At 58.8% G+C, this 12,547-nt stretch carries 9 protein-coding genes; all 9 read right to left on the minus strand.

Annotated elements, in window-relative coordinates; all coding sequences use genetic code 11:
- Positions 1–3: 3 nt before the first annotated feature.
- Positions 4–1,179, minus strand: coding sequence for a cation diffusion facilitator family transporter (locus tag OCV64_RS10900; protein WP_262670000.1), 1,176 nt, complete (start codon positions 1,177–1,179; stop codon positions 4–6).
- A 459-nt stretch (positions 1,180–1,638) separates the two neighbouring features.
- Positions 1,639–2,553 carry a prephenate dehydrogenase gene (locus tag OCV64_RS10905; protein WP_262670001.1) on the minus strand — a complete coding sequence of 305 codons (915 nt, stop codon included), beginning with the start codon at positions 2,551–2,553 and terminating at the stop codon, positions 1,639–1,641.
- A 426-nt stretch (positions 2,554–2,979) separates the two neighbouring features.
- A complete protein-coding gene (locus tag OCV64_RS10910) occupies positions 2,980–6,015 on the minus strand; it encodes an S-layer homology domain-containing protein (RefSeq protein WP_262670002.1) in 3,036 nt (1,011 codons plus the stop codon).
- A 349-nt stretch (positions 6,016–6,364) separates the two neighbouring features.
- On the minus strand, positions 6,365–7,174 hold the full coding sequence (locus tag OCV64_RS10915; protein WP_240286571.1) for an Mrp/NBP35 family ATP-binding protein: 810 nt from the start codon (positions 7,172–7,174) through the stop codon (positions 6,365–6,367).
- A 110-nt stretch (positions 7,175–7,284) separates the two neighbouring features.
- Positions 7,285–9,585, minus strand: a complete 2,301-nt coding sequence (locus OCV64_RS10920; protein WP_262670003.1) for a penicillin-binding transpeptidase domain-containing protein — start codon at positions 9,583–9,585, stop codon at positions 7,285–7,287.
- A 34-nt stretch (positions 9,586–9,619) separates the two neighbouring features.
- The gene (locus OCV64_RS10925; RefSeq protein WP_147573473.1) at positions 9,620–10,132 is read right to left on the minus strand and encodes a rod shape-determining protein MreD; all 513 of its coding nucleotides are present in this window, start codon (positions 10,130–10,132) and stop codon (positions 9,620–9,622) included.
- A gap of 41 nt (positions 10,133–10,173) precedes the next feature.
- A complete protein-coding gene (gene mreC, locus OCV64_RS10930; protein WP_262670004.1) occupies positions 10,174–11,016 on the minus strand; it encodes a rod shape-determining protein MreC in 843 nt (280 codons plus the stop codon).
- Positions 11,013–11,612, minus strand: a complete 600-nt coding sequence (locus OCV64_RS10935) for a Maf family protein (protein WP_262670005.1) — start codon at positions 11,610–11,612, stop codon at positions 11,013–11,015. Before OCV64_RS10935 ends, mreC begins: the two co-directional genes overlap by 4 nt.
- A gap of 36 nt (positions 11,613–11,648) precedes the next feature.
- A complete protein-coding gene (locus OCV64_RS10940; protein ID WP_262670006.1) occupies positions 11,649–12,500 on the minus strand; it encodes a DUF2262 domain-containing protein in 852 nt (283 codons plus the stop codon).
- Positions 12,501–12,547 lie beyond the last annotated feature (47 nt).

Below are 12,547 nucleotides of genomic sequence, written 5' to 3' on the forward strand. Positions count from 1 at the left end.
CCCCTACCCCTGGTCACCGGAGGCCACATAAGAGTGGTCCACCTGGATGACGGGGAAGTAATGGCCGGACAGCCCCTTAATTCCCTCGGTGAGCTGTTCCCGCACCTGGGTATCCTTCAGCCGGAACCCATATGGCACCATGACGTCAAAAATTAGGTTAGTGTGAATTGGGCCAGGGGTAATGCGGAAATCATGGATGGTGAGCGCGGGGTCGATCTCCCGGGCGATGGCGGCCACCTGCTCTCGAAGAGCGGAGGTGCTGTCGTCACATACGACCGGGTCCATATGGATGGAGGTGTCAATGTGGTGCTTCTCCTTCAGTTCCCGCTCGATATGGTCGATAATGTCATGGAGCTCCAAAAAATCTCCGTCCGCTGGGACCTCGGCGTGGAAGGACATCATGGCTCGACCGGGGCCATAATCGTGGTAGACCAGGTCGTGGATGCCCAGAATGTGGTCGTGGCCCAGCACGATGCGGTCGATGTCCGCGGCGAGCTCCGGGTCCATGGGCCGCCCCAGCAAAGGGTCCAGGGTGTCCCTGGCGGCCTCCCACCCTGTCTTGAGAATAAAGGCGGCCACCAGCAGGCCGGCCAATCCGTCCACCTGAAGCCCCCAGAAATGGTCGGCAAGGGTGGAGAGAAGGACTACGCCGGTGGACAGGCAGTCGGACAGGGAGTCCGCGGCGGTGGCCTCCATGGCGGCGGAGTCAATGGCCCGGCCCAGGCCGCGGTTGAACCAGTACATCCAAAATTTTACCAGGATAGCCGCCGCTAGAATGACCAGAGCCACTGGCGAAAATTGAGTTTCAGACTGGCCGAACAGGGACTCCAGGGCGGACCGGCCCACCTCCACCCCCATGAGCAGAATAGCCATCGCCACGATCAGTCCGGCAATATATTCCACGCGCCCGTGGCCGAAGGGGTGGTCCTCGTCCGCCTCCTGGCCAGCGAGCCGAAAGCCGATGAGGGTGACCACCGAGGTCGCGGCGTCAGATAAGTTATTTACCGCGTCAGCCACCATGGCCACAGAGGAAGTGAGCGTGCCGGCGATCACCTTACCCAGAAACAGCAGCACATTGAGAAAGATGCCTGCGGCGCCGGAGATGGTGCCGCAGCGAAGTCTGGTGGCAGGAGCCTGGGGCGCGCCGCCCCCCAGACAGGCACGGATCAAAAAGTTCATAGCGGACAGATGCCTCCCGAACCGGCCAAGGATGACCGGATTGATCTGTATCATTTTATTATCCCACGGCAACTGGCCTCCGTCAAGAAAAAGGCGGGGCCGGGCAGGTAAATTTTTCCGGCCGCTTAGAAGGCCGGAGAGAAGTATTTACAAACTGTTCATACCAGGGTCATTGTTTTGCCTTAATTCTATTCTATGATAAAATCGTTCCAAGGGAACAAAATGCATCTTCCATTTCTCCCTCTCCTTTACAACACACAGATGGAGACCTCCGGCATGCCGGAGGTCTTCGTCGTTTATAGGGCTGACAGTGTTTACAAAAAATTCATGGGGAGGACACAGTATTGCCTTAATTCTATTTTATGATAAATCCGTACTCAAGATATCTTCCTTTTTCTCCTCCCTTTTACAACACACAGACAAAGGCCCCTGACCTTCCTGGTCAGGGGCCTTTGTCGTTCAGGATTCCGATGTCGTGGCCCCATCTCTGGAACCCTCCCAGCGGTCCCGGCCCACAGCGCCGCTGCTGGCCTCCATCCGGTTCATTTTCCGCTTCCGTGCGGAGGAGCGGGCCAGCTTCTCGCTCAACCCCTCCAAGTCCCCGGACTGGATAGCCTGACGGTACTGTCGGATGTTCTCCTCCAACTGCTCCAGGGCTCGGCCCAAGGCCTCAGCGTTCATGGAGAAGAGCTGGGTCCACAGGGGCACATCCAGAGCGGCCACCCGGGTGCAGCCCCGGAAAGAGTCCCCCTCAAAGCCCTGATAGTCGAATAGGCTAGGGTCGTCGCACACGGAAACGGCGATAACGTGCATCATCTGGCTGGTGTAGGCGATGATGGCGTCGTGCCGCTCCGCCGTGGTCTGGACCACATCCGCGCAGCCGATGTACCGAGCCAGCCGATCCATAAGAGCCAGATGCTCCGGGCTGGATTGGTTATTCGGGGTTAGGATATAGTGGGCCCCGTGGAACATATTGGCCAGGGCGTGCTGAATGCCGGAGAACTCCGTCCCCGCCATGGGGTGCCCTCCCACAAAGGAAACAGTGTCAGGCAGTACCCCGGCCCCCTTCAAAATGGCCCCCTTTACCCCGCACACATCGGTCACCATGGAGCCAGGCCTGAAATGGTTCCGGTGCTCGGTCATAAATTCTACGATGCCCTGGGGATGGAGGCATAAAAATACCAGGTCGCCCTCCGCCAGCGCCCGGACTGGGTCCGCCTCGGCCCGGTCCACGATATCTTGTTCCATGGCGTAGCGAAGGGTGGGCTGGCTCACGTCCACGCCGATGATCTCATAGTCCTCAAAGCCCCGGAGGGCCTTGGCAAGGGAACCGCCGATCAGGCCCAGCCCCACAATGACCAGACGCTTTTTCATGATATAACCTCGTTTCCACACCGTGTCCGGCGAATAACGGAACTGTATCACATTTGCCCGCCGAAATCAAGATGGTATCCAAGGCAGAAGGGCACTGTAATTTCCAAAAAATTTAGGAAACCGTCCCATTTCGGGGCGGTTTTTTGTGTTGGATAGAGAGGGCTTGGGCAGCAGTCCAAAGCCTCCCCCTGTGGGGAGGGTGCCGAGCTGTGTGCCCCGATACCGAACCCCTCAGTCCTCTTGCAGGGGCGGCCACATGGGGCCGCCGTGTGGAGGGGCAAAACCCGCCCCAGTCGCCTCCTCAGTCAGCCTATGGCTGACAGCTCTCCCCTCCGGAGGAGCCAAAACAACAACTCTAATAATTAAAGAGCCCCCTTTGGCTTGGGCCAAAGGGGGCGTTGGTATTTGCTGTTTCAGCGGGTGAGATTATTCCACGGTGAAAGCGCCGTAGACGTCATCAGTACCGCCGATGATAGAGAAGGCGTAGGTGCCCTTGGCAGCTTCCTCACCAGGATTGGCATTTCCGGCATCCTCGCTGACCCAGGTGCCGCTCTTACCGTCAGCGGCAGCGTTATGGCCGGTCAGGCTGACATAGAAGCGGAAGGTGCCGCCCTTGCTCATCTCGCCGGTCTCTTCCTTGTAAACCACATCACCATCGGAGTCGGTGATGGTCAGGGTGATCTCGTCGCCCTTGGAAGCCTCGAAGGCCAGGAAGACGTGGCCACCCTCGGCCATGTCGGAGGGAGCGCCAGTGATTCCATCAATGTCATCCTTGTCGCCCACCAGCACGTCGCCGGCTTCCATCTCGTTCATGTTATCAATATCATCGGGAGTCAGGGTGGAGCCGGTGATACCATCGCTGGAGCCCTTGACTACCACATACAGAGTGCCCAGCTCGTCGTTGTCATCCTCGGTGGTGACAGCGTAGAAGGTGCCGGAAACGGCATAGCCCTTCAGGGAGCTCTCCAGGCCGCGGGCGGAAACAGAGTAGACCTCGAAATCAGCGGCGCTGTCGGTCATCACATCGCCGGCGCCCTTCATGAGGACCAGGTTGATCTGGGCGTCCTCAGCAACGGTGAAGTCGGTGGTGCCCACGCGCAGAGCGCCGGAGCTGTACTCTACAGTAGCGTTGACTAGAGCGACCTTTCGGTACTCACCGCCAGCAGCAGTGGTGAACACCTTGCTGTCATCCGTGACGCGCTCATCACTGTCGGTCTTGATCTTGTAGTACATCTCGCCCACAGTCAGAGTGTCGGTGGACTCCACGGTGGTCTTCTCGCCGTTCAGCACCACATCATAGACGTTCACGGTGTCGTTGGCGTCCTTGTAGGTCTTGTTCAGCTTCAGCACGAACATCAGGTCGCTGGAAGCGGTGCTGTCGTCAATAGTGGCATCGGAGGCGTCCACAAAGACCAGGGATGCGTAGCTCTTGCTGGCCTTGTCGTCCACCTTCAGGTAGGACACGATGACATCTTTACCACTCTTTGCAGTAACAGTGGGGGCGCTGTTCACGCCGGTGTAGACGGTGATATCGCTGCCGTCGTCCACGATAAACACGGTGTCGCTGTTGCCCCGGATGCTGGTGTCAGCAGTCAGGAAGCGGACGGATTCGCCCACCACATCGCTCTTAACGGTCTTGCCGGTGGAAGTGACAGTCAGGGTGTAGCGGTCGCTGGAGTCCACAGTATAGGAATACCAGTTCTTGTGTGCGGTATTGAAGGGGGCAGAAGCACCCTTACCAGTGAGATACTCGTAAATCTCAGTGGCATCGGTAATCTCGTCCACACCGGAACCACCCACATTATCGCCCTTGATCTTCTTAACGGTGATCTCGTCATAAGTGCCGTCGGCGGTGTAGGCGCCGGCCACGGCGTTCTTGCCCAGCATGGTGGTGTCGGCGGCATCCACATAGATGTAGTTGCCCACGGACAGGCTGGCGTCGTCCACCCAGATCAGCTTGCCATAGGCGTCCAGCACGATGCTGGCGTTCTCACCGGCGGTGAAAGCGGTCAGGCCGTCCTCGCCGCCAGCGGCAGTATCATCGGAGCGGACCTTGGCGTAGCTGTAGCTGGTGCCGTCGATGGTGACGGAGTTCTTGGTGGAGGACTCAACCTCGCCCTGGACCAGGGTGGCCTTGGCGATGGTCTGCACCTCATTGTTGGCGTAGGTATACAGGATATAGTCATCCTCGCCGTAAGCGGCCAGGGTGTCAAAGTCCTCCAGATCCAGGGAGTTCTCCTTGGCGGGGCCGGACAGGACATCCACGTTCAGAGTCTCCTTGGACTCGTTGTAGTCGCCAGTGGCCTGCATCACATAGGTGTTGATCACGCAGATCTCAATGGTGTAGGCGCTGTTGTCCACATAGACCTCAGTCTGTACGCCGTTTCCAGTCAGGTTCTTGCCATCACCCTGGATGTGGGCGGAGCTGTTGGAGTCAAACAGATCGCCCTTGCTGACAGTGACGGGGGTGCCGTCCACAGACACGGTGACACCGTACTTCTGATTGTTAACGTCAGCAGTACCGATGGTGGAGTTGATGTTGTTGACAACAGTCTTGCCCACGTCAGAGTACAGGGTGCCCTTGGTCACCTTGCCCACATAGGTGTAGTCGGGGGCCTCGGAGTAGGTGCCGACCTCGGTGCTCTGATACTTCCAGGAGTTGGCGGGACGGCCAAAGTCGTCGCTGCCGGGACGCTTGGTCAGATCGCCGTCGTACAGGTCCTCGCCAAGTTGCACAATGTACTTGCCATTGTTGTTGGCGCTCTCGTCGTTGATTTTGCCGTACTTCTTGTCGGTGCTGGTGCGGTCATCATAGGTGGCCTTGCCAGTGGTGATCTCATAACCGTCGCCCTTGATGGTGGTGCCGCCGTTGCCGCTGTACTGGACCATTGTGGCCTCCAGAGCGTTCAGGACCATCTGGGCCACATCGTTGCGGGTCAGAGCCTGGGTGGCGCCGGTGTCCACGTCGTCGAACAGGCCAGCCAAGGAGCCTTGCTTGGTGGTCTCCACCAGCCAGTCATCGCCGAAATCGGACTGATACTGGAAGTAGCCCAGGGCCTTCAGCAGCATCAGAGCGGCCTGGCCAGTAGTGACGGAGTCATTGCCGCCGAAGGTCTTGGCGTCGTAGCCGGCGATGATGCCGTTGGTGTAACAGGCGGCCACATAGGGCTCGGCCCAGGAGGGCACGTCGCTGAAGGGCGCAGTGCCCTTGTAGCTGGACACGGTGTAGTCCAGCAGGTTGGACATGACCACGGCCATCTCATTACGGGTGACGTTGGCGTCGGGGTTGAAGTTGCCGTTCTCGTCGCCGGTCATAACACCGACGGCCTGGAGAACTTCGATGGCTTCCTGATTCTGCTCGGAAGACACATCGACGTAGCTCGCGCCGGTGCCGACTACCATCAGGCCCATGACCATGACGGAAGCCAGAGCCAGGCTAAGAGCCCGCTTCAGGTTTCTCATTCGGGATTCCTCCTTAAATTTTTTTGGGACTTTTCTGACAAAATCCCTATTTTTTCGAGGCTTTGAGGACTTTTTAGGGCATTAGCCCTGTATAACGCCCCTTGCAAAGCAAAAAAGGTAAGGAAAACCCGCTAAGAGCAAATAAAAAAGGGCACTTTTTCAAAGAAAAAGTGCCCTTGGTAGACATCTGGTAGACACCCAGAAAATGGAAAAGCGGGAAAGCCCTGTTTCCCAGCACTTTCCCGCTTTTTTTGGTAGACATTTGGTAGACATAGCGCGCCTACCAGAAAAAAACGCCGGTCCATAGGACCGGCGGACAAAGGGATTCTGTATGACATTTTACTTGACCTTAGCCATCCAGGCGGGCCGCAACGTCTTCCAAATAATTCCGTTCGACCTGTTCAATCTTTCCAGCGTCAAAGGCGGCGGCAAGGCTGGGATCAATAGGCAACTGGGCCAGCACAGGAATCTCCAGTTCCATCGCCACTTTTTCCAAATGGCTGTCCCCGAAAATCGCGTGCTTCTTGCCGCAATCAGGACACTGAAAATAGCTGTAATTCTCTACCAGCCCAAGGACGGGAATATCCATCATCTTGGCCATATTTACAGCCTTTGTCACGATCATGGATACCAGATCCTGAGGAGAAGTGACGACAATAATACCGTCCACGGGAAGGGACTGGAAAACAGTTAGAGGCACGTCGCCAGTGCCGGGGGGCATATCCACGAACATATAGTCCACATCGCCCCAGACCACTTCCTGCCAGAACTGTGTGACTACGCCGGCAATGACGGGTCCACGCCATACCACGGGGTCCGTTTCATTTGCGGTGAGCAGGTTCAGGGACATGAGCTTGATGCCGCCGGCCGTGACGGCGGGGTCGATGCCGGCATCGCTTCCTGTGGCCTTCTCATGGATGCCAAAAGCGGTTGGGATAGAGGGGCCGGTGATATCGGCATCTAAGATGGCTACCTTACGGCCCTTTCTGGCCATAGCGACGGCCAGACTAGCGGTGACGGTGCTCTTGCCGACGCCGCCTTTCCCGCTGACAACGGCGATGACCCGCTTTACACTGGACATGGCGTTGGCAGGGACACGCATATCCCGGGAGGAGCAATCGGCGCTGCAGCTGGAGCAGTCATGAGTACATTCAGACACTTGGAACATCTCCTTACAATCATACGGGCCGGGCCCGAGTATAGTCGTTCTCTCAAAGTGTACCCCTTTTCTCTCCGCCCGTCAAGACAGAGGCAAAAAAGGACCGGAAACTACCGGATTAAAGTATTTTCCATGGGGATCTCATCCATGCTGCCCTTGGTTGAGAAGTAATAGGAGAGAATATCGGCTGCCATGGCGCCCAGTTCTGAGCCGCTTCCGCCGTGTTCCACCACCATGGCCAAGGCGATCTCCGGGTCATCATAGGGGGCGAAGCAGACGAAAACGGCATTGGACTCCGTCTGGGCGCTGACCTGGGCGGAGCCAGTTTTGGCGCCCACCTGGACAGGCAGGTCCTGAAAGTAGCGGCGTACCGAGCCGTCAGTGGTCAGGGCCAGCATACCGGCCTTGACAGCCTCTAGATTTTTGTCCTGTATCTCAATGGTGCTGAGGACCTCCGGCTCATAGGTTTCCACGATTTGGGAGTAATCGCTGGATTTGATTTCCTTCAGCAGGTGGGTGGACTTTCGGGTGCCTCCATTGACCAGTGTGGAGATATAGCTGGCAAGCTGGATAGGGGTAAATTGGCTGCTCTCCTGGCCGATGGCCACAGATAGGACCGAGCCCTCGTACCAGGTCCCGCCCATGCTCTCAGTATATTCGGGGCCAGCCATGACGCCCGAGGACTCCTCCAGCTCAATGCCCGTCTTTTGGCCAAGGCCAAAGCGGGTGGCGTAGTCTACCAACAGGTCGATGCCAAGCCGCCGTCCCACGTCGTAGAAAAAGTAGTTGCATGATACCTCGATAGCCTCGCTGACGTTGATGAGCCCGTGATACTTGCCGTACTGGCGGTAGTACCAGCACTGGGGAGGAGTGCCGGGGTAGTAGGTGTAGCGGCCCAGGTCCCGTATTTGGGAGTCGGGAGTGATAATGCCCTCCTCCAGTGCTCCGATAGCGGTGACCATCTTAAAGGTGGAGCCGGGGGCGTAGGTGCCTGTAAGTGCCCGGTTGACCAGGGGAGTGAGGGGATCTGTAGAATTTTTCTCCCAGTCACGGGAGTAGTTGGCCAGGTCGAAGGTAGGATAGGAGGCGGAAGCCAATACATCAAAGCTGTTTACATCCAGCACCACGCAGGCCGCGCCCTCCACCTCCTCACTGACCAGATTGGGCAGGGAGGAGGCCAGAGTGTCCTCCACCTTTTTCTGCAGGTCAATATCGATGGTGAGCACAATATTGTCCCCTGGCTTTGGCTCGGTGATCCAACTCTCTGACAAGATCTTTCCGCTGGTGTTCCGATCCACGGCCCGGATTCCTGGGGTACCCCGCAGGAAGGACTCGAAGGCCTTTTCTACCCCCTCCTTACCTACGGTATCGTCCATCTCGTAGTCGGGCTTACCGTCCCCGTCCTCGTCCAGCGAGGTATAGTATTCCACCTCTGAACGGTTCATCAGTCCTACCCGCCCTAAGATGTGGGCGGCATACTGGGTGTGGTACTGACGGACGGTAGTGGGCTCGATGACCACTCCAGGCAGAGAGAGCTCTTTGACACGGGAGATGAAATCGATATCCACGCCCTCGGCAAAGACATAGGGAGTCCAGGTGACCTCACGGGAACGCAAGTACAGCTCATACAGCAGTCCGGCGATGGCCCGGGCATCTGCCGGGTCCATGTCTCCGATATTCAGGTCGGGCACCGCCTGCCCGGATGCCTCCGCAGACTTCTTGTCCACAGCGCCCTCGCCTGCGATTTCAAAGCTGGCGCACATTTTACCAAGCAGCTGCCGGGCGGTAGGAAGTGAGCTATCCTTCTCCTGCACTGGTGTCTGGACCTCTTTCTGGGGCGTCTTGCCAGTAAAAAATCCGGTGATCCTGTCCCAAAGCCCAGGCTCCTCCTGCTGTACAGGGGCTGTTTCTACTGGCTCGGGCTCTTTGGTGGGGTCGGTGATCCATTTCATTTTGACAGCCAACTGGCCCAGGCGGGTCAAAGTCTTAGAAGGGGTCCCGTCCTCATTTTGTGAGAGGGTAAAGTAGGGGGACTGCTCAGTGAACACAAAGGGCTCATCGGCGGAGATGGGCAGGGTGTCGCTCCATTCTACCCCAGAGGCCCGAGCCGCGTGGATGAGGGACAGAAGGGTCGCGTTGCGCTCCTCCGGCTCCTTTCCCATGTGATCCAGGTCCAGCGTCACCTGGTAGACCACCCGATTAGACACCAACACACGGCCATTTCGGTCCAGAATGTCTCCCCGGTCTGCTTCGACTATCTGGGTTTCTGCAATCTTGTTCTGAGATCGCTCATACAGCGCCTCACCCTGATTGATCTGGAGGTCGTACAGTGTGGCCCCCATGGCGGTAAGACACAGGGAAAGGAGCAAGGCGATGCACAGGACCCGGCGATGAAATTGTTTTACATCCATGGAATACCTCCATCCTGGAGAAGAAAAGGGCGAATCAGGCCAGCTTGGTCCCGCCCACCCGGCGAAATATGGCCCGGAACAGGAGATAGACTACCGGAGTCCAGGCCAAGGAATAGAGAAATTCGGGCACGGCCACCTGGAGCAGCGCCGGGAGGGAGGCCGCGTGGGTGATGAGCCCCCGCAGCACCCGCAGCAGGTCCAGCAGAGCAAGGATAGCGGCGGAACAGAGCAGGCAGCCGGGAAAGGACTGGCTCAGGGCATACTGGGCGAGGGCCCCAATGGCCATGCCGGCCAGGGCCATCCCAAGCACCAGGCCGCCAAAGCCTCCGGGGTAGGCCAGCTCCCACAGCAGGCCGACCGCCATTCCAAAGCCCGCTCCGGCATAGGCCCCCTCCAGCACCGCCACAGCGGCTGCCGCCACAGGCAGCAGCATGGGTGTTACGCCAAAGAGGGGGTACCGAGGCAGGATATAGTCGTCCAGCAGCCACAAGGGCAGCAGGCCCAGGGCATAGACAAGCCACTTGTGGATCAGGTCACGTCGGGTCAAATGAAACGCTCCTTACTGGGTAGGGCGGCCACAGGCCGCGCCTACTCCTGGATATCAAAGTCTTTGATGACGAATACCTCAACTAAGGAGGACAGGTCGGCGTCAGGGACCACCACGGCATAGCGGGTCATCCCAGAAGGGTCGGTAAAGATGCCCTCCACCTGACCCACCACCAGCCCGGAAGGATACACGTCCCCCTTGCCGGAGGTGAGCACCTCGTCCCCAGACACCAACTGAGCGCTGTGGGGGAGGTAACTCAGCTTCAGACGGCCCTGGCCCATCAGGGCAAAGTCTCCCTCCAGCACCCCGGCGCTGTACGTTCGGGTGACGATGCCCCCAATCTCAATGTCTGTGTTGATAATTGTGGAGACGGTGGACCAGTTCAGCCCCACCTTGGACACAACTCCCACCAGCACGCCGGTGGAGGTCACGACGCAGTCGCCCGCCTCCACGCCGGCGGAGGTGCCTTTGCTGATGGTCAGTGTGGATGCCCAGTTGTCAGTGGAGCGCCCAGTAACCCGCGCGGACTCAAAGACGAAGTCCTCACGTTTGGCCTGGAGGTCCAGCAGCTCCCGCAGGCGCTCGTTTTGCTTGGCGGCCTCCTGCCCCTCTCGAACCTGGTCCTCCAGCTCGGCCACCTGGGCCCGCAGGCTGTCCAGCTCCTCCTGGATCTGGCCATAGCGGAATACATAGTTATATACTCCCTCCGCCCAGTCAGCGGCGGCAGCAATGCCATTTCGTATGGGGCTGGTGACCGTGTTCACCACGTTGGACAGGGGGTCGGCATTGCCGCCCATAAAGGCGGTGCCCACCCCAATCAGAATGGTCAGCAGCAAGGCGATGATGACCAGCAGGATCCCGTTCTGGCGGAGAAAATCTTTCACGTTCCTTGCTCCTTTTTCGCGGCCATGGACAATGTGTCCACTCCAAACCGGGCCAGCATCCGGCCCAGCCGGCAGACCGGCAGGCCCATCACATTATAGTAGTCCCCGGAGATGCCCTCTACAAGCACACTGCCGTACCCTTGGATGCCGTAAGCCCCAGCCTTGTCCATGGGCTCTCCAGTGGCCAGGTAGTGGTCGATATCCCCTTGGGACAGGGGGCGGAAGCGGACAGAGGTGGCCTCGTGCTCCGTGGCGGTCCGGCCACCGGAAAAGAGGGTGACGCCGGTGTATACCATATGCTCCCGACCGGACAGAGCGGAGAGCATCCGGACCGCCTCCTCACGGCTGTGGGGCTTGCCCAGCACCAGCCCGCCCACAGATACCACCGTATCAGCGGCGATGACCAGGCCGTCCGGGTGGGCGGCGGCGACTTCCGCGCACTTCTGGCGGGACAGCTCCTCCACCAGCCGGTCTGGAGACAGCGAGGGGTCCATGACCTCCTCCCCTTGCGCGGGAATGATGTCAAATTCAGCGACCCCCATCCGCTCCAGCAGCTCCCGCCGCCGGGGGGATTGAGAGGCGAGGATGATACGCATAACAAAACTCCTTGGTGAGAAAATAGGTGGGAGGACTCATCCCTCCATCTGGGCCTCCTCCGGCCCATTTGTCAGAGAGCCGGTGACGTGGATGGAGTGCCCCCAGAACAGGTCCCCGTCGTTGAACCAAAATTCGAAGGCTCCGTCCTCATAGATCTGAATGGCGTCCAGTTCCATGCGCTCCATGAACTGCTCCTGGGTGATCTCCGCCGCCTCCCGGTCCTCCTCCGCCTCCTGGGCCCAGTCGTTGGCCAGGTCAAGCAGCTTTTCCGCGGCCAAGGCCCGCACCCTCTGGTCCCACTCCTCCTGACGCTCCATCAGGGTGTGAAAATGCGTCAGACAGTCCGCCCGGTTTTCGTCCCGGTCGAAGTCCAGGCGGGCGGGCTGGCCCAGCCACTCCGCCTCAGTCTCAAACCAGCCCACCGAGCGGTTTAAGGTAAAGGTGCCCAAGCCGTCCTCCCAGAAGGATACAGGCTTTTTCTGCTCCTCCAGGATGGCTTTTAGGTCCGAATCAAAGCCCGGCTCCGGCAGGTCCAGTAAGAGGAGCCTCCGGCCATCCTCTGACACCCGCGCCGTGAACTTGATGATAAAGTCAGGCCGGACCCGCTGGCGGAGATAGTTCCGCAGGGTGTCGTCGGCCAGAGAGACTAGGCTGGCCTCTCCCTGGTGGATGTCAGGGCTGTCCTCCTCCATCCAGGCGGTCAGGCCGATGCCCACCCGCCAGAGCTCTTGCTCCGGTTCTTTGACAGAGCCGAAGCCGCTGGCGTCCGTGACAGCCACAATAGACAACTCATCCGGCAAGAAGGGGGCGGCGAACTCCTTCCACTCGTCCCTCTGTTGGGAGGGAGGCTCCTTGGGCGCTTCTTTCTTTTTGAACAGTCCAAACATACTGCTTCCTCCATGCTCATCACACTGGGCCTGGTTAAAGGGGCCCG

Source organism: Muriventricola aceti, assembly GCF_025567565.1.
GTDB classification, from domain to species: Bacteria; Bacillota; Clostridia; order Oscillospirales; family Oscillospiraceae; genus Lawsonibacter; species Lawsonibacter aceti.

Bases quoted from the DNA above. Each gene is read 5' to 3' on its own strand.
- OCV64_RS10900 (WP_262670000.1), bottom strand. From the start codon at position 1,179: ATGAACTTTTTGATCCGTGCCTGTCTGGGGGGCGGCGCGCCCCAGGCT.
- OCV64_RS10905 (WP_262670001.1), bottom strand. From the start codon at position 2,553: ATGAAAAAGCGTCTGGTCATTGTGGGGCTGGGCCTGATCGGCGGTTCC.
- OCV64_RS10910 (WP_262670002.1), bottom strand. From the start codon at position 6,015: ATGAGAAACCTGAAGCGGGCTCTTAGCCTGGCTCTGGCTTCCGTCATG.
- OCV64_RS10920 (WP_262670003.1), bottom strand. From the start codon at position 9,585: ATGGATGTAAAACAATTTCATCGCCGGGTCCTGTGCATCGCCTTGCTC.
- OCV64_RS10935 (WP_262670005.1), bottom strand. From the start codon at position 11,612: ATGCGTATCATCCTCGCCTCTCAATCCCCCCGGCGGCGGGAGCTGCTG.
- OCV64_RS10940 (WP_262670006.1), bottom strand. From the start codon at position 12,500: ATGTTTGGACTGTTCAAAAAGAAAGAAGCGCCCAAGGAGCCTCCCTCC.